The organism is Pseudomonas sp. NPDC087626 (assembly GCF_044743405.1).
Taxonomy (GTDB): domain Bacteria; phylum Pseudomonadota; class Gammaproteobacteria; order Pseudomonadales; family Pseudomonadaceae; genus Aquipseudomonas.
Genome location: NZ_JBIUWJ010000052.1, coordinates 1 through 17,953 on the forward strand (window position 1 = coordinate 1; position 17,953 = coordinate 17,953).

13 protein-coding genes and 1 pseudogene are annotated in these 17,953 nt (G+C 64.2%); 1 reads left to right on the forward strand and 13 read right to left on the reverse strand.

Annotated elements, in window-relative coordinates; translation table 11 throughout:
• Window positions 1–248 precede the first annotated feature (248 nt).
• From ACIOVD_RS26945 to ACIOVD_RS26970, 6 genes are all read right to left on the reverse strand, one after another.
• On the reverse strand, window positions 249–1,289 hold the full coding sequence (locus ACIOVD_RS26945; protein WP_401131187.1) for an ABC transporter substrate-binding protein: 1,041 nt from the start codon (window positions 1,287–1,289) through the stop codon (window positions 249–251).
• A gap of 73 nt (window positions 1,290–1,362) precedes the next feature.
• Window positions 1,363–2,532, reverse strand: a complete 1,170-nt coding sequence (gene argE / locus ACIOVD_RS26950; protein ID WP_401131189.1) for an acetylornithine deacetylase — start codon at window positions 2,530–2,532, stop codon at window positions 1,363–1,365.
• On the reverse strand, window positions 2,525–3,199 hold the full coding sequence (locus tag ACIOVD_RS26955) for a DUF1028 domain-containing protein (RefSeq protein ID WP_095171873.1): 675 nt from the start codon (window positions 3,197–3,199) through the stop codon (window positions 2,525–2,527). Before ACIOVD_RS26955 ends, argE begins: the two co-directional genes overlap by 8 nt.
• A 10-nt stretch (window positions 3,200–3,209) precedes the next feature.
• A complete protein-coding gene (locus ACIOVD_RS26960; RefSeq protein ID WP_003182257.1) occupies window positions 3,210–3,620 on the reverse strand; it encodes a RidA family protein in 411 nt (136 codons plus the stop codon).
• Window positions 3,620–4,990, reverse strand: coding sequence for an NAD(P)/FAD-dependent oxidoreductase (locus ACIOVD_RS26965; protein ID WP_177440725.1), 1,371 nt, complete (start codon window positions 4,988–4,990; stop codon window positions 3,620–3,622). The genes ACIOVD_RS26960 and ACIOVD_RS26965 overlap by 1 nt, the downstream gene beginning before the upstream one ends.
• Window positions 4,991–5,241: 251 nt before the next feature.
• Window positions 5,242–6,084: a helix-turn-helix transcriptional regulator gene (locus ACIOVD_RS26970; RefSeq protein ID WP_401131193.1), complete on the reverse strand. Its 843-nt coding sequence runs from the start codon at window positions 6,082–6,084 to the stop codon at window positions 5,242–5,244.
• A 122-nt stretch (window positions 6,085–6,206) separates the two neighbouring features.
• Here ACIOVD_RS26970 and ACIOVD_RS26975 point away from each other — a divergent pair, with 122 nt between their 5' ends.
• Window positions 6,207–7,403 (forward strand): MFS transporter, encoded by a 1,197-nt coding sequence (locus ACIOVD_RS26975; protein ID WP_401131195.1) that lies wholly within the window; start codon window positions 6,207–6,209, stop codon window positions 7,401–7,403.
• 4 nt (window positions 7,404–7,407) lie between these two features.
• On the opposite strand, the gene ACIOVD_RS26980 is transcribed toward ACIOVD_RS26975, so the two are convergent.
• From ACIOVD_RS26980 to ACIOVD_RS27010, 7 genes and pseudogenes are all read right to left on the reverse strand, one after another.
• Window positions 7,408–8,556, reverse strand: coding sequence for an acyl-CoA dehydrogenase family protein (locus ACIOVD_RS26980; protein ID WP_401131197.1), 1,149 nt, complete (start codon window positions 8,554–8,556; stop codon window positions 7,408–7,410).
• A 12-nt stretch (window positions 8,557–8,568) separates the two neighbouring features.
• Window positions 8,569–9,762 carry an acyl-CoA dehydrogenase family protein gene (locus ACIOVD_RS26985; RefSeq protein ID WP_401131199.1) on the reverse strand — a complete coding sequence of 398 codons (1,194 nt, stop codon included), beginning with the start codon at window positions 9,760–9,762 and terminating at the stop codon, window positions 8,569–8,571.
• Window positions 9,763–9,839: 77 nt separating this feature from the next.
• On the reverse strand, window positions 9,840–10,925 hold the full coding sequence (locus ACIOVD_RS26990; RefSeq protein WP_159996093.1) for a Zn-dependent alcohol dehydrogenase: 1,086 nt from the start codon (window positions 10,923–10,925) through the stop codon (window positions 9,840–9,842).
• Between the two features lie 33 nt (window positions 10,926–10,958).
• Window positions 10,959–12,311, reverse strand: coding sequence for a coniferyl aldehyde dehydrogenase (locus ACIOVD_RS26995; protein WP_401131201.1), 1,353 nt, complete (start codon window positions 12,309–12,311; stop codon window positions 10,959–10,961).
• Window positions 12,312–12,443: 132 nt separating this feature from the next.
• A complete protein-coding gene (locus tag ACIOVD_RS27000) occupies window positions 12,444–14,555 on the reverse strand; it encodes a LuxR C-terminal-related transcriptional regulator (RefSeq protein WP_401131203.1) in 2,112 nt (703 codons plus the stop codon).
• A 134-nt stretch (window positions 14,556–14,689) separates the two neighbouring features.
• Window positions 14,690–16,057 carry a DUF1329 domain-containing protein gene (locus ACIOVD_RS27005; RefSeq protein ID WP_095171878.1) on the reverse strand — a complete coding sequence of 456 codons (1,368 nt, stop codon included), beginning with the start codon at window positions 16,055–16,057 and terminating at the stop codon, window positions 14,690–14,692.
• 26 nt (window positions 16,058–16,083) lie between these two features.
• A pseudogene (locus tag ACIOVD_RS27010) lies at window positions 16,084–17,912 on the reverse strand (DUF1302 domain-containing protein).
• Window positions 17,913–17,953 lie beyond the last annotated feature (41 nt).

The following is a 17,953-nucleotide window of genomic DNA, read 5'->3' on the forward strand; positions in this document are numbered from 1 at the left end:
CCTTTTGCTTACTTTTGGGCTCCTCCAAAAGTGAGCCGCTGTAAAAGCGGAACCATAGGAGGCCGTTACCGCAAAAATGGATATGTACTCGGCCTGATCCGACACCCCAGAGGCCCAGAGGCCCAGAGGTCACGACCCAAGCAGGTTCTCTCTCCACAGGTGCAACGTCAATGCCCATCGCGAGCAAGCCGCAAGCGGGCGCCCGCTCCCACAGGGATTGGAGATGCCTGTGGGAGTTGAGGTGGGGATTAGCGGGCAGCCCAGGCGTTGAAGCGTTGTTCCAGCTCCTCGCCATGGTCGACCCAGAACTCGGCGTTCACCGCTCCGGCGCCGGCCAGGTTGGCCTCGGCGGTGGGCAGTTGCGCCTGCACCGACTTGGGCAGCAAGGCCAGGGTCTGCAGGTGCACCGGCCCGTAAGGGATGTTTTGCGCGAACACTTTCTGCGCCTGGGGCTGGCTGGCGAAGGCGATGAACTTCTCGGCCAGGGCCTTGTTCGGGGTGCCCTTGACCACGGCCCAGTATTCCGGGTCGTACAGGCTTTGTGGCCAGACGATGCTCAGTTTCATGCCCTCCTCCTGGGCCGAAGCAATGCGACCGTTGTAGGCGGCGCTCATCACTACGTCCCCGGCCACCAGCCACTGTGCCGGCTGGGCGCCCGCCTCCCACCACTGGATGCTGGATTTGATCTGGTCCAGTTTGGCAAAGGCCCGGGTCACGCCCTGCGGGGTATTCAGGACCTTGTACAGCTCATCCATTTTCACCCCATCGGCCAGCAAAGCGATTTCCAGGGTGTACTTGGCGCTCTTGCGCAGCCCGCGCTTGCCGGGAAATTCGCTGACGTTCCAGAAGTCCGCCCAGTTCTGCGGCGCCTTGGCCAGCTTGCCCTGGTCAAAGGCCAGGACCATCGACCAGACATAGGTGGCAACCCCGCATTCGGTCAGTGCCCCCGGGACAAATTGCGCCGGGTCGCCCAGGGCGCTCAGGTCGAGTTTCTCGAACAGGCCTTCCTCGCAGCCGCGCAGCAGGTCCGGGCTTTCCACTTCGACCACGTCCCAACTGGTGTGACCGGCGGCCACCATGGCCTTGATCTTCGACAGTTCGCCGTTGTACTCACCGGCGACGATGTTGCCGGCACCGCTGGCGTTGAACGGCTGGAAGTAGGCCTTGTCCTGGGCCAGCTTGGTGGCCCCGCCAAAGGAAATCACGGTGAGGCTCTGGGGCGCGGCGCACACTGCACCGCTCAACAGGGCCAGGGCAAACGGAAGGCTGCAACGCAAGGATCTGGACATGGATCTGTTCCTCGATAATGCCGGTACGCACTGAGGCGGCGGCGGGACACGCATGGGCGGCCGGAGGGCCTTGTTATTGTTCTTCGGGTGCGCTCAGCCAGGCCGCCAGGCGATCCATCAGGCGGTCACAGGCGTGCAACTGCTCGACGCTGACGAACTCGTCGGGCTTGTGTCCTTGCTCCATGCTGCCGGGACCACAGACCACGGTCGCGATACCCGCCGCATCGAACAACCCACCTTCGGTGCCGAAGGCCACGGTGCTGAAGGCATCGCTGCCACACAGCTGGGCGATCAGGCGCGCGGCGGCGCTGTCCGCCGGGGTTGCCAGGCCCGGGTAGGCCGAGAGTTGTTCAAAGCGAATCGACGTCTCGGCCTTGATCGCCTGCATCGCCGGCAGCAACGTGGTCTGGGCGTAGTGCTGCAATTCATCGACCACCGCCTGCGGGGCGAAGTCCGGCAAGGCGCGCACTTCGAAATCGAAACGGCAATCGGCCGGCACGATGTTCAACGCCGTGCCGCCCTGGATCACCCCGACCTGTACGGTGGAGTAAGCCGGATCAAAACGTGAGTCCTGCAGTTCCGGCTCGGCCAGGGTGGCACCGATCTCACCCAGCCGGCCGATCAGGCGTGCGGCTTGCTCGATGGCGTTCACCCCGTAGGGGGCGTACGCCGAATGGCAGGCGGCGCCGTGCACATGGCAACGCATCGCCAACTTGCCCTTGTGGCCGAGCACCGGCTTGAGCTCGGTCGGCTCGCCGATCAGGCACAAGGCCGGCGCCGGGATCCGCTGGGGCAACAGCTCGAGCAAACTGCGCACGCCCAGGCAGCCGACTTCCTCGTCATAGGACAACGCCAGGTGTACCGGCCGGCGCAAGTCGCTTGCCAGGAACAGCGGCACCGCCGCCAGGACCGAGGCCAGGTAGCCTTTCATGTCGGCGGTACCGCGCCCGAACAATTTGCCGTCGGCCTCGCTCATACAGAACGGCTCGACCGTCCAGGCCTGGCCGTCCACCGGCACCACGTCGGTGTGCCCGGACAACACGATGCCACCGGCCACCTGCGGGCCCATCGACGCCAGCAGATTGGCCTTGCTGCGTTCGGCGTTGTAGATCAGTTCGCAGTCCACGCCCAGGCCCTGCAGGTAGTCGCGCACGAACTCGATCAGTGCCAGGTTCGAGTCGCGGCTGACCGTGGCGAACCCTACCAGCCTGGCCAACAGGGCGCGGCTGCGCGGCTCACTCATCACCCGGCACTCCATAGCTGGGCGCCAGGGTTGGGTCGAGTGCGCGGATCAGGTAGTCCTGCAGTTGGGGCTGGTAGGCGCGCCACAAGTTGCCCAGCTCATCGATCGGATTGTGTTCGGCCCAGTCAACCCGCAGGTCGACGATTGGCCAGGTCAGGTCATCGACCACCGACAGTGCTGCCGAATGCACCGAGCCAGCTTCGCCACCAGCCGCCTGGCCAGCTTGCAAGGCACTGAGTAAGCGGGCGGCAAGGCAGCCTTCGCTCTGCTCAAAGGCGGCGACCATGGCCTCGATCACCGCGCTGTTGGCCAATAGGTTGCCAGCGGCCACGCACTGCTCACCGGCCAGGGCGTTGTGGGTGCCCAGGGCTTGGCTGCCGCTGAACACGGCAGTCCGGCCTTGGGCATCCACCACCGCCACCTGGCGGTACTGGCTGTAGCCGTTGCGGGTCAGGGCCTGGTCCAGGGCCTGGGACGGCGCGGCGCCAGCGGCCAGGCCGTCGAGGATCTGCGGGCCGAGGGCCGGCAGGGTAATGTTCTGGCTCGACACCGCGCCGACACCGGCCCGCAGCCAAGGGCAACGAGCACCGACGGCGATGCTCGAGGAACTGATGGCGATGCCCAACTGGCCGGTCTCGGCGCAGCGTCCAACGATGGAAAAGGTCATGGTCGGTTCCTTATTCGGGGATCACGGCAATCACGTCGATTTCCATCAGCCACTGCGGCTGGCCAAGGGCGCTGACCACCAGGCCAGTGGAAATCGGGAACACCCCTTTGAGCCATTTGCCGACTTCCTGGTACACCGGCTCGCGGTAGCGCGGGTCGATCAGGTAGGTGGTGGTCTTGACGATATGGCTCAGGTCGCTGCCGGCCTCCTCAAGCAACTGCTTGACGTTGCGCATGGCTTGCTCGGCCTGGGCCCGGGGGTCGCCGAGGCCCACCAGTTGCCCATCGAAGTCGGTGCCGACCTGGCCCCGCACGTACACGGTATTGCCGGCGCGCACGGCCTGGCACAGGTCGTTGTCCAGCGTCTGGTTGGGGTAGGTGTCTTTGGTGTTGAACATGCGGATGCGGGTATGAGTAGGCATCAACGAACTCCCATGCAGCTGGCTGGTTGGAGCGGTGCCGCACACGTCTGCTCGGCATCGGCCTGGCGTTGTGCGGCATCCCGGTAGTTGAAGTAGGTGTGTTGTTTGACGATGTGGTCGGCGACGTGTTTGGCGTCGTGCCATACCCCCCAGATGAACGCGGAGCCGCGCCGGGACTGCCACGGCAAACCAACGAAATACACCCCGGGTTCGCTCGACACACCGCGCTGATGCTGGGGTTTGCCGTTGTCCTTGAAGGCGTTGACCTTCAACCAGCTGTAGTCGACCGTGTAGCCGGTGGCCCAGATGATGGTGCTGACCCCGGCCTTGGCCAGGTCGAGCTGCAGGATCGGCTGGCTGACACAGGCCGGATCGGGCAACAGGTTGCGGGCTTCGGGCTCCGGTGGCAGGTCGAGGCCGTTGCGGGCGATGTAGGCGTCTGCTGCATCCAGCAGGGCCAGGTAGTTCTCGTCGCCACGGGCGATGTTGTCGGCCAGGTTGTCAGCGAAGTTCACCACGCCACCGTTGAAGGATTCGGTCAGGCCGACCAGGGTCATGCCCTGCTGGGCGAGCCGACGAAAGTCGATGGTTTCACCCCCGCGGGCCCCACTCACGGCAATGGTCACGTGCTCCTTGCCCGGCTGCATGGCCTCGGCATCCCATTCGCCCAGCACCCCCAGCCACCAACAGAAATCACGGTTGCGATAGGCACGCGGCGGCCGGTCGTGAGCCCCCACCGACAGGTACACCTGCTTGCCGGCGCGCTGCAGTTCATCGGCGATCTGCACCCCCGAGGAGCCGGCGCCCACCACCAGTACCGCGCCTGCGGCCAGTTGCTGCGGGTTGCGGTATTGCGCCGAGTGGATCTGCTGGACGCCGCTGATGGCCGGTGCAATCGGCGGGATCACCGGGCGCTGGAACGGACCGGTGGCGACCACCACATGCCGCGCTTCGATCAGCCCGGCACTGGTGTTGACAGTGAAGCCCGGACGGTCGGTATTGCGCTCGACGCTCTGCACGTCGACCCCGGTGCGGATCGGTGCATTGAATTTTTTCGCATAGGCTTCGAAGTAGTCCGCGACCTGCTCCTTGGCGGCAAAGGCGTCCGGGTCCAGGCCGGCAAATTCCAGGCCCGGAAAGCGGTCGTGCCACGCAGGGCCATTGGCAACCAGCGAATCCCAGCGCCCGGTGCGCCACGCTTCGGCGATCCGGTTGCGCTCCAGCACCAGGTGCGGCACCCCAAGCTTGCTCAAGTGCTCACTCATGGCCACGCCGGCCTGACCGGCACCCACAACAAGCGTATCAATTTGGATTTTCTCAACGGTCATGTCTGTGCACTTCTGAAAGTTGGAAGGGTTCAGATCGGTCATGGCTGGCGCCTCTGATGCAGATCATCGTGGTGCTGCGTTTGCGCTTACGGTGCGGGGGTGTTGGGCGCATTCTGTGACGCGCAGGGGATTAGCGAAATGATGTTTTATGTAGTCGCGAGCGAGGAAAAAGCGTGCCTGGGCGCAGGACGTTCATTGGGTTTGGCGATTCCACCGGGGGTCGCTGCGCAACCCAACGCAGCCTTCGGCAGCTGCTACGGGATTGGGTGGGGCCTGGGACATTGCGTCCAGGCTCAGCGCAAACGATCGTGTAACCAACCCTCAAACCCCTGCTGGCCGTCACCCTCCTGGCATGGCGCGTAATACACCAGGCGTAAATGCCGGTCGGCGTCGATGGTCAGCATGGTGTGCTCGAACGACACCGCGCCCAGGTCCGGGAGCTGCAGGTGTCGAGTGCCCTGACAAGGGCCATGGAGATCCTGGCGAAACCAGCCCTGGCGGAACTCGGCGCTGATTTTCTCCAGGTCCTTGACCAATTCTGCGACATCGCTTTGCCGGGAGCCGTGCCCGAAATCCCGGCGAAAGCTCGACAACATCTGCAGTGCTTGTTCTTCCCACGGGTCGAACAGCGCGCGCACGTGTTCATCGGTGAACAGCATCCACAGTAGGTTGCGTTGCTCCGCCGGCTTGTCGGCAAAGTGAAACAGCTGCTCGCCGGCGGGGTTCCAGGCCAGCACGTCCCAGCGCAGGTTCAACACGTAAGCTGGGCGCAGCGTCAGGTCGGCGAGCAAGCGGTGGATGACCTTGGGCACCACGCACCAGGTCTGTGCCTGCTCGGCCGGCGCCCGCTGATAGGTCAGCAGGTACAGGTGCCGACGCTCCATGGGGTCCAGGTGCAGGACGCGACACAGATTGTCGAGGAAGGCCGGTGAAACGCCGATCTCGCGGCCCTGTTCCAGCCAGGTGTACCAGGTCAATCCGACGCCGGCCAACGTCGCGACCTCTTCGCGGCGCAAGCCGGGAGTCCTGCGGCGTCCACCGGCGGGCAATCCGGCCTGCTCGGGGGTGACGCGTTCACGGCGACTGCGCAGGAACGCCGCCAACTCCAGGCGGGTGCGCTCGAGTGTTCTACCCATTATCCGGTTACTCCTAGTAACAGCATAAACGGTAGATATTGTAACAATGATTAGCCTGCTAAAGAATTGTCCGCACCGGGCCCAGCCCCCCTGCTCCACTGTGCCAGACAAGGAAGATGTGCATGCGCAACCCCACCCCCACTTCGGTCTACCTGATTGCCGTCGGCGCCTTTGCGCTGGGCATGGCGTCCTACGCCACGGCCGGCCTGATGCCGATGCTCGAACAGGCCTTCAGCGTGCCGATGGCCATCGCCGCGCAACTGGTGACCGTGTTCGCGCTGGCCTACGGCATCGGCTCACCGCTGGTGGTCGCCCTCCTGCCCCGCAATCGCCAGCGCCTTGGCCTGTTGGGCGCACTGGGGCTGTTCGTGCTGGCCAATGTCGGCGGTGCGTTGACCGCCGACTTTGCCCTGCTGATGCTGTGCCGGGCGCTGGCCGGGCTCGGTGCCGGGGTGTACCTGGCGACTGGGATCACGGTCTGTGCAGCGCTGTCTGAGCCCGAACGGCGTGGCAGCGCCATCGCGATCATCATGACCGGCATGGCCAGCGGTACCGTGCTCGGGGTGCCCCTGAGTCTGCTGTTGGCCGAAGCTGCCGGCTGGCAGGCCGCGCTGTGGCTGGTGGCACTGCTGGGCGCAGGTGCATGGCTCGGTTTACAGCAGCTATTGCCGGCGGTACCGGCCGGACCGACCGTGGCCCTGCGCAGCAAGCTGGCCTTGCTCAGCGACCGCAAGGTGCTGGCCATCTTGCTGGTTTCCCTGCTGGCCGCAGTGGCCAGCCTGGGCATGTACACCTTCATCGCACCACTCATGAGCGACCCGGCCTACGGCAGTGTTGGCAACGTGACGCCCTATCTGTGGGTCTGGGGCCTGGGCGGGGTGGCCGGGAGTTTCCTGGTCGGTCCGCTGCTGGAGCGTATCCAGGGGCCGATCCTGACCCTGATCATCATGCTGGTCCTCGGCGGAGCGCTGTTGCTGTTGCCCGTGATGGCGGGCCTGTCTCCCTGGCTCGCGTTGTTGCCGATCGCCCTGTGGGGCTGCGTCGGTTGGGCCTTGCAGGTTCCGCAGAACAACGAACTGCTCGCCGCCCGGGAACGCCACGGCGATGGCGACCTGGCGGTGGCCCTCAATGAATCGGCGCTGTACCTGGGCAGTGCCCTCGGTGCGGCGGCTGGCGGCCTGCTGTTGTTATGGGCCATGCCCGGCTGGGCACTGGCCTGGAGCGCCGCGGGCGTGGCGTTGCTGGGCGCCGTGCTGCAACTGTATAACGTGCGGCGGCTGACACCGCTGTCGTCGCCCAATGCCCTGCGCAGCCGCTAGCCGGTTACGCTGAATATCCCTGCATCAACGTGGTATAGGCCCGCAAATGGTGGTCGTCGTCACCAAATTGCCGCGCGACCATCAGCAGGTGCTTGGCGTGATGAGACAACACGTACTCCCAGGTCAAGCCAATACCGCCATGCAGTTGGATGCCCTGGTCGGCAACAAAACGGCTGGCCCGGCTGACGATGAACTTGGCTGCAGCCAGGATCCGACTGCGCTCGTCACTGTCTTGCTGGTCGGCGACGCAGGCAGCCAGCAGGGTCATCGAGGTGGCCTGGTCGAGTTCGATGTACATCTCCACCATGCGATGTTGCAAGGCCTGGAACTTGCCGATTGGTTGACCGAATTGCTGGCGCGTCTTCAGGTAGTCGAGGGTCAACTGACAGGCCGCTTCCATGCTGCCCTGCGCCTCGGCACACTGCGCGGCGATGCTGCGCCCCTGCTGGTAACGCAGGGCAGGCAGGGCCTGGCCCTCCTCGCCCAGCAGTGAACCGTGGCTGACAAACGTATCCTCCAGGAACAGCTCACAGGCCCTGCGCCCATCAATGGTCGCGAAGTCGCGGCGCCGCACGCCAGGGTCTTGCGGGTCGACCAGGAACAGGCTGATGCCCTGCTCGTCACGCGCCTGGTGGCTGGTGCGTGCCGAGACCAGGATCAGCCCGGCGCTTTGCCCTCCCACCACCACCGACTTGCGTCCCTTGAGTTGCCAGCCACCCGGCACCGCAGTGGCGCTGGTCTGCACGTCATTGAGACAGTAATGGCTTTGCGGCTCTTCGAGCGCCACCGCCAGTTGCAGCGCGGCGCTCCCCAGTCGAGGCAGCACGCTGTGTTTTTGCTCCTCGCTACCCAGTTGATTGACCAGGCCGCCGGCGAAAATCACCGAGTGCAAGTACGGTTCCAGGCACAGGCCCCGGCCCAGTTCGGTCATCACCAGCATGCTCTCCACGCCACTGCCGGCAAACCCGCCGTAGGCTTCGGCAAAGGGCACGGCGCACAGGCCCAGCTCGCCCAGTTGCTGCATGAAGGCCGTGCTGAAGCCTGCTTCGCTCTGGCGAAAACCCTCGCGCTGTTCGAAACCGTAGGCGTCGCGCACCATGCGCGCCGCGGTGTCCTGCAACATCAGTTGCTCTTGTGTCAGTTTGAAATCCATGCCGGGCGCCCCTTAGAGTTCGAGAATCATTTTGGCGATGATGTTCTTCTGGATTTCGTTGGCACCGCCGTAGATCGAGGCCTTGCGTGCGTCCAGGTACTGGTAGGTGGCGGCGCTGCTGTACGCGCTGTGCAGCAGCGGCGCCTGGTCATAGCCCAGTTCTTCTTCGATGAAGGGCATGGCGTAGGGGCCAACAGCCTTGCTCATCAGGTAGGTCAGGGCCTGGCGAATCTCGGTGCCACGGATTTTCAGGAACGAACTTTGCGCACCCGCGGCCGCGCCATCGCGAGCGGCGGCCAGGGTGCGCAGGCTGCTCATCTGCGCGGCCATCAGTTGCATTTCGACTTCGGCAATCTGCCCGCGGAACAATGGGTCTTCGAGCAGTGGCCGGCCGTCACGCAGCTCTTGACTGGCGATCTGCTTGAGCCGGTTCAACAGTGCCTTGTTGTGGGCAATCCCGCCGATGCTGGTGCGCTCATGGGTCAGTAGATACTTGGCACAGGTCCAGCCCTGGTTTTCCTCGCCCACCAGGTTGGCCACCGGGACCCGCACGTTGTCAAAAAACACCTCGTTGACTTCGTGCTCTCCGTCGAGGGTGATGATCGGCCGCACGGTGATCCCCGGGGTGCGCATGTCCAGCAACACAAAGGAAATCCCGCGCTGCTGCTGGGCCTGCGGGTCGGTGCGGACCAGGCAGAACATCCAGTCGGCGAAGTGCGCCAGGGTGGTCCAGGTCTTCTGGCCATTGATCACGTAGTGATCGCCATCGCGTACGGCGCGGGTTTTCAGGGAGGCCAGGTCAGAGCCCGCCCCCGGCTCCGAGTAGCCTTGGCACCACCAGTCCTCACACGTAAGGATGCGTGGCAGGAAACGCGCCTGCTGCTGTGGCGTACCGAACTTGATCAGCACTGGAGCCACCATTTTCAGGCCGAACGACACCACCTTGGGTGCGCCGGCGGCGAAACACTCTTCCTCGAAGATGTGTTTTTTGACTGCGCTCCAGTCAGTTCCCCCGTGTTCCACTGGCCAGCCCGGTGCCAGCCAGCCCTGGCGGTTGAGGGTCTGCATCCATTGCACCTGGTGCTCTTTGCTCAAGCGCTTGCCCTGGGCAATCCGCTGGGCAAACTGCGCAGGCAACTGCTCACGCAGGAAGGCCCGAACCTCTTCGCGAAAGGCCTGTTCGTCTGCACTGAAATCAATATCCATCCATCCACTCCGTCAGCCGGTGGCGTGCCGACCCGCAGGTCGGCAGCGTGTTCGTGCGTGTTAGGTGCCGAGGCCTGTTACTCGTCGAAAATGATCACCGAACGCGCCAGTTCGCCACGGCGCAGCTCATCGAAGGCCTGGTTGATCTGCTCCAGCTTGATGCGCTGGGAGATCATTTCGTCGAGCTTGAGCTTGCCGGCCATGTAGAAGTCCACCAGGCGCGGCATGTCCACCGGGAACCGGTTGGAGCCCATCAACGAGCCCTGGATACGCCGCTCATGCAGCAGTTGCAGCGGGTCCAGTTCGATTTTCAGGCCAGGCTTGAGCATGCCGATCACGGTGGCGGTGCCGCCGCGTGCAAGCATGGCAAAGGCCTGTTCGGCGGTCTGCTTCAGGCCGATGCATTCAAATGAGTGATGCACCCCGCCGCGGGTCAACTCCAGCACTTGCTTGGCGGCATCACCGTCCTTGCCATTGACCAGGTCGGTGGCACCGAACTGGCGAGCCAGTTGCAGTTTCGAATCGAGCATGTCGATGGCAATGATCCGCCCTGCCCCGGCCAACGCCGCGCCATTGATGGCCGCCAGGCCAATGCCGCCACAACCGATCACGGCCACGGTTTCACCCGGGCGCACCTTAGCGGTGTTGAACACCGCACCGGTACCGGTGGTCACCGCACATCCCAGCAGTGCGGCACGGTCCAGGGGCATGTCCCGCCGGATCGCCACGCAGGCGTTCTCATGCACTAGCATCTGCTCGGCAAAGCCGGACAGGTTGACGAACTGGGGAATGGGTTTGTGCACATAGGTCAGGCGTGATTCCTCGTCGGCCCCGCGCTTGGTTTCCGGTGATACGCAGCGCGCCAGGTGGCCGGTCACGCAGTGCTCACAGTGGCCGCAGAACACGGTCAGGCAGGTCACTACGTGATCGCCGGGCTTGACCGAGCGCACCTCGCTCCCGACCTGCTCGACTACCCCGGCGGCCTCGTGCCCCAGGACCAGCGGGCCCGGGTACGGGAACGAACCATCGATCACATGCAGGTCGGAGTGGCACACACCCACCGCCCGGGTACGAATCAGCACTTCACGTGGGCCGGGCTTGCTGATGCCCACTTCTTCGATGACCAGCGGGGCGCCTACCTGATGGAATACGGCAGCTTTCATTAGACTTTTCTCGTGAGTAAGGGATGGAAAGACTCAGGCCGGTTGCTGCGGTGTGCGCAACACGGCTTTGGCGTGGCTGAAAGTGCGGAACCCGTCGATACCGTGATAGGCCCCCATGCCACTCTGGCCAACGCCGCCAAACGGCAGGCTGTCGAGGCTGGCATGGCTCAGTACGCCATTGAGTGTCACGCCGCCAGAGCAGGTGCGGCTCAGGACCTGGGCCTCTTCCTCGGCGTCTTGACCGAAGTAATACAGCGCCAGCGGGCGCGGTCGGGCGTTGATGAAGGCGATCACCTCGCTGAGTTGGTCGTAGGCCTTGACCGGCAGCAGCGGGCCGAAGATTTCGTCCTGCATCACTTGCAACTCATCGCCAGGATCGCGCAGCAAGGTCGGCACGATTTTGTTGTGCGCGGCCTGGCTGAAATCCTCGGCGGCCGGGTTCAGTTCCACCAACTCGACTCCCGCCGCACGCGCTTCACTCAGATAGCCCTGCAGACGCGCGTAGTGCCGAGCGTTGATGATGGAGGTGTACTCGGGGTTGTCCTTGAGGGTCGGCAGGAAACCCGCGACCACGGCCTTGGCGACCGCGATGAAGGCATCCATCGATTCCCGCGGTACGAACACATAGTCCGGGGCGACGCAGAGTTGACCGGCGTTCAGCAACTTGCCAACCACCACCTTGGCGACTGCCGCCTTGAAGTCGGCCGTACGGCCGATGATCACCGGGGACTTGCCGCCCAGTTCCAGGGTTACCGGCACCAGGTGTTCGGCCGCCGCCCGCAGCACATGCTTGCCGATGCTGGTGGCGCCGGTGAACAGCAAGTGATCGAAGGGCTGGCCACAGAAGGCCTGGCCGGTTTCGGCATCGCCCAACACCACCGCCACCTCACGTTCGTCATACACCGAATGGATCAATCGGGCGATCAGGGCCGAGGTGTGCGGGGTAAACTCCGACGGCTTGATCATCACCCGGTTGCCGGCTGCCAGGGCCCCGGCCAAGCCGCTGAACACCATGTAGCCGGGCACATTCCAGGCCGTGACGATGCCCACCACACCCAACGGCTGATACTGCACAAACGCTTGACCCTGGGCGGCATGCCGCGCCTGGGGCTGCATCCACTCGCGCAAGTGCTGCTTGGTCTGCTTCAACATGGCCAGGGGCGACAGCACTTCACTGGCGCGCGAGAACGTCGGGCTGCGATGGCCGAAGTCCGCCGCCAGGGCCTCGACGATCTCCTGTTCGTGATTGACCAGCAGGCCGATGGCCCGGTCGATCAGCTCACAGCGCTCTTCGACGCTGTAGGGCTCGCGGTCCAGGAAGGCCGCTCGCTGCAGGTCCAGGATGGTGCGGATATCCTGGGTCGTGGCTCGTTCAATGGCGCTCATCAGTCGCTTTCCTCTTGTTGTCGAGACACAGGCTCCCGAGCGACCCCGTGTCGGCTTCCTTGCATGGTTGATCATCACCTGGCGCAGGCCGCCACCCGGATCAGGTGGTGGGCGGGAAAAAGGCCAGGGGCCTCAAGCCAGGATGCCCATGGCCTTGGCGCTATTGATCGCCTGGGTCCGACGGCAGGCGCCAAGCTTGACGTTGATGTTCTTGGCGTGGGTTTTAACGGTATTGACCGAGATGAACAGACGGCTGCCCACCTCGCGCACCGACATGCCTTCGGCCAGCAGCTTGAGCACCGAGACCTCGCGGGGTGTCAGGCCATCCTGGTAGTCCGGCACGCTGCTGCGCGACTCTGGCCGTTGCGCACTGGCCTCCCGTTCAAGTCGCTGGACCCGTTGCCGGTGCTCGGCGATGGGCCGCTGGTAGCACGCGCGGTCAATCCGCGCCCAATGCATGCGTCGCTCAGCTTCGTCCAGATGCAGTTGGGCCTGGTCGAATGCCTGGCCGTGGGCCGCGATCTGCGCCAGCAGCAGGTAGGCGCTGAGCACGTATGGCGCACAGCAATCGCCGACCTGTACCAGGCCCTCGTGCACCCGTTGTTCGGCTTCGCCCAAGCGTCCCTGCTGCACTGACAGCTCGGCCTGCTGCAGCAACAGGCGACCGCGTAACGGACAGGCTACTGTCCGGGTGCCGGCCATGTGCTCAAGCTCGCTGTGCAACAACGACTGCGCCTGATGCGCGTGGCCCTGGAGCATCAGCAAGCGCGCCCGATCGCTGTTGACCAGCACCTCGGCCTCTCGGCTGCCCTGGCGGCGGGCCAGTTCCAGCGATTGCTCCAGCAGCGCCTGCGCCTCCGTCAGTTCGCCACGATGCATCGCATCGCGCGCCAGCATGCAGTGACACAGCAGGATCGACAGCCAATCCTCACGGTTGAGGTGGCGGCACGCGGCCTGGCAATGCAAGCGTGCCTGTTCGCTGTCGCCGCGCAGGGCGTGCAAGGTGCCGAACAATGCTTGCCAGTTCGCCAGCAGACGTTGGTTGCGCCGGGGGTTGGGCAAGGGCAGGAATCGGCTCAACTGTTGCAGGCAAGCCTGGGCTTCATCCAGCCGACCGCTGAACAGCAACGCCTTGGCACTCAGGTAGATCAGCCGCGGGCTGCTTTCCAGCAGGTGCGGTGCCATTCGCTCGCGCCAGGTCATGAGCCGGCCCAGGTGCTGTTCGCGCAAGATCCAGGTCAGCCACAAGCCCTCCATGTAGCTGGCGGCGACTTCCGGTTGCTCTGCGCGCAGCGCCTGCTCGATCGCATCATCCAGGTGTCCCAGGGCGCTGAGTGCCTGGCAGGCGCGCAAGCGCAGACGATTCAACGGGGCCGCCGGCAAGCGTTCCTGTAGCGCCTGGGCCACGGCCGGTATCAGGCAAGACCACTGCGGCTGGTGCTCCAGCGGGATTAACAATGCCTGGCAGTCGTTCAACTGGGTAAACACCCGCGCCCCTCCCTGGCCCTCCCAGAGTTGCTCGCAAAGCTCGGCGCTGGCCTTGGACAGGTGCGCCAGGCCAAACAACACCTGTTGCTGGTCCTCGGTAAGGCGTGCCAGCAACTCCCGCTCCAGGTACTGCACCAGCACCGCGTGGGGTTGCTCGGGGCGATAGGTTTGCGTGACGAACGCTGGCAACAGCAGCCGCAGACCGGCGCACCAGCCTGCCGTTGCCTGCCACAGTTGTTGGCGGATGATGGTGTCGCTATCAGGTGCCAGCAGGCTGACCAAGGCATCGGACTCCTCGCGGCGCAGCGCCAGTTGCCGGGCGTCGAGTTCCAGCAACTGGCCCATCAGCACCAAGCGCGCCAGGTTCCAGTCGGGACGCCGGCGACAGGTGACCAGCACCTGCAGGCGCGGGTTCGCCAGGGCCAAAAGGCGGTCGAACCACAGGTTCAGTTCCGCCGGCATGGACGCCGGCACGTCGTCGAACACCAGGTGCAGCGTACCCGCCCGCTCGATCCAGGCCAGCAGCGCCTCGGGGGATGATTGCAAGCTTAGTCCCAGGGCCTCGGCCAGCTTTGCGCTGCAGGTTTGCAGGGTCTGCGGCTGCCCGCCGAGGGTCAGCCACACCACGTTTGTGGCGGGTTCCAGGTAATGGCGCAGCAACTGCGTCTTGCCGAAGCCTGGGGGTGCGCACAGCAGTTGCAAGCGGCGCTGCTCGCGCCTGAGCAGGGTGCAAAGATGCGGCCGGGGCACAAACATGGCGGACCTCGCTGATGATTGATGCCATCCATCATTGGCCCCGATGTCCACCTGCGCCCCACCCGGATCAGGTGGTTGCCCCCCAATGCACGACGCCCTGCAAGGCAGGGCGTCGTGGGGCTGGTGGGTCGGGTCTAGCGAATGCCGGCGTTACGCAGTGCCGAAGGGGTGAAGTCGTTCATTTTTGCGGTGGCGCCGTAGGTCGTTGCGTGCTTGGACTCGTTGGTCATGGCCAGGACGTTGTAGCGCCCGGCGATCAGGTCATAGATGCCGATCATCGCGTAGTTGGCGGCACCGCGCTCGTAATCGTTGAAGGCCAGGCCTTCGGCGACGCGCCAGAGTTGCCCGCGACCGTCATAGTGATCGACTTCGGCCAACTGCCAGGTGTCTTCGTCAAAGTACATGTCACGCTTGGCATAGATATGCCGCTGCCCTGGTTTGAGTGTTGCCTCGACGTGCCAGACCCGGTGCAACTCGTAGCGGGTCAGGTCCTGGTTGATGTGCCCGGGCTTGATGATGTCGTCGTATTTGAGCTTGGGCGATTGCAGCCGGTAGTTGTTATAGGGGATGTAGAGTTCCTTCTTGCCTACCAGTTTCCAGTCGTAGCGATCCGGCGCCCCGTTCATCATGTCGGTGTTGTCGGTGGTGCGCATGCCGTCGCCGCCGCTGCCCGGACCGTCGTAGGCCACTTGCGGTGCGCGCCGCACGCGCCGTTGCCCGGAGTTGTAGACCCACGCCAGGCGCGGCTCCTTGACCTGGTCGATGGTCTCGTGAATCAGCGTCACGTTGCCGGCCAGGCGCGACGGCGCGGTAATTTCCTGCTTGTAGAAATACAGCACGTTATCCGCCTGCCCCGGCGGCACGCCTTCGACCTGCTGCGGATAGGCCACCTGGTCTTCGTATTCGACGATGGCGTAGGAACCATTGGTCTGCGGCGCCGCCTGGGCGGCCTGGCGCACCATGTTGCCACCGCGATAACGACTGGTGTGGTTCCAGTAGACCTCGACCCCGCTCTTGGGGATCGGAAACGGGTAGTAACGGGTCTCGGTGAAATTGGCCAGGCCGTTGCCATCGTTGGTCAGTTGGGTGGTGACCGCACTTTTTTTCGCCAGCTCATACACCGACTGAGGCGCCGCCCCGGTGCGCTGGGTCTTGTAGACGGGGATCTTGTAGCTGTCCGGGTAGCGCTTGAACATCGCGATCTGCCCTGGAGTCAACTTGTCCTTGTACTGGTCGACGTTGGCCGGGGTAATCACGAACAGCGGTTTGTCTGCGGCAAAGGGATCGCCGAGAAAGCCGTTGTCCAGGGGCGCCGCGCCGCTTTTCAGGCCGCCGCTCCAGGCCGGGATGGTGCTGTTGGCATTGCCTTCCTTCTGCGCGCCCAGCGGGGTCAGGCTGGTGCCCAGTTGCGCCGCTTCCTCTGGGGAAACCGCAGCCATGACGCTGCCGGCCAGCAATGACAGACTCAATGCGCCAGTGCGCAAAATGAAAAGTGCATTCATGTTCAGGTACCTCTGCCAGGAGAGCATCAGAAATTCACGCCGAAGCTGAGCGCGACATAGTCGCGGTCGACGTTGGTATTAAAATCGCCGCCAAAGTAGTTGGTGTAACTGAGGCTGGCGGTGTAGGCGTTCTGGTAGTCAGCGTCGAGGCCGAGGCTGACTGCCTTGGAGCCTTCGTCGAAGTTGGGGCCATAACCGGAAACGTCATGGGACCAGGCCACGTTCGGCGACAGGTTGATCCCGGCCAGGGCGTTGGGGTAATCCAGCTTGCCGCGCAGGCGATAGCCCCAGCTGTTGCTGGTGTAGAAGCCATCGTCGTTGCACTCCTGGGCCGGATTGCTGGCGGTCGGCGTACCGGCCGCCGAACCGCGGCAGGTGGCCAGGCCAGCGCTGCCCACAAGCTCGCCGGAACCGAACGCCGGGCTGCGCCCGAAACGCAGGTCCGTGCCGTCGGCCCGGCCCAGGCCGTTGATGTGGTTGTAGCCCACCTCCCCGACCACACTCAGGCGGCTGGCGCCCAGCACCTGGTCAAAGAACTGAGTCACGGTCATCTGGGCCTGGGTCACGGGCATACGCTTGTAGCCATTGACCTCGGCGCCCAGGTTGCGCCCGGCGAAGCCGGTGGTGATCAGTGGCGAGGTCGCGCCGAAGGTCGCGGCGGACAGCAGGTCGGCGGTGTTCAACTGCAGCGGCATGTTCGGCCGGTAGCTGACTTCACCCGCGAGCGACACCCCCTCGACGTTGGTCTGGAAACTCAGGCCGTACAAACGGATGTCTTCCGGATAATCGATGAAGTAGCGGGTGCTGCGGGCAGAAGCCAGACCACCGGCCGGGCTGGTCATCTGGTTGATGCTCAAGTACGGGTTACGGCTGTGATAGTTCAGCGCGTAGGCGCCGAACTCGGTGTCGTTGGCCTCGGGCACGAACCAGCGCAGTGCCAGGCCATACTGACCACTGTCGCGGGCGTCGTGGTCGGGCAAGCGCCCGATGTAGGCATTGTCGGTCCCGGCCGCGATCGCCCCCAGGCCGCCGGTGTTCTGCGCAACGCCCGGCGGCAGGTCGAGACCTGCGACCACCAGGCGGTCATTGCAGCCTTGCGGGACGCCATCGCTGCCAAAGAACGTACCGCAGTTGTCGACCACCGACTTGTCCCACTCCAGCTGGTAGAAGGCCTCGGCAGTAATGTTGTCAGCCAGGCCTTGGGACACGTAGAGCAGATTGACCGGAATCAGCCCTTCCTTGACCTCGGCGCCGGGACGTCGCAAGGCCGCCACGTCCACCGGGTTGATGCTGTTGATCGAGTTGCCGATGAAGGTGCTCTCGCCCCAACTCACCACCTGCTTGCCGAGCCGCACGTTGCCGACCTGATCGCCGAGGTTGTAGTTGTGGTAGACGAAGCTGTCCAGAAACATCGCCCCGGAGGACTTGGCGGCACGATCGCGCCCGCTGTCGTCGATGTCGTAGAACGGCCGGTGCTCGTCCATCAGCTCGAAGTCATACCAGTACTTGCCACGCACGAAGGCGCCGCTGTCGCCGTACTTCAGTTCCAGGTCATGCACGCCCTTGAAGATCTTCGAGAAGGTCTCGCCCTTCTTGAAGTTCAGGCGGTTGTCATCGGTGGTGCGCGAGGCCGACTGACCGGACTTGCCCTGGGAGTTGAAGTTGGAAATGAACGCGGAGTCGGGATCAGCCACCGACCAACTGGCACCAATCGATAAGGACGAATCGAAACTGCCCTGGATCTCGCCGATATTAAAATCGACCGCCTGAGCCGAGGGGCTCGCGGTGGTGGCGACGGCACAGCTACGGCCAGCAGACTTGGCTGGAAGACGCCGCGCATTGTTGTTCTTGTCATGCGGTTTCTCCGGTTAAGGATCACGTGTTGGAGCGTCCATG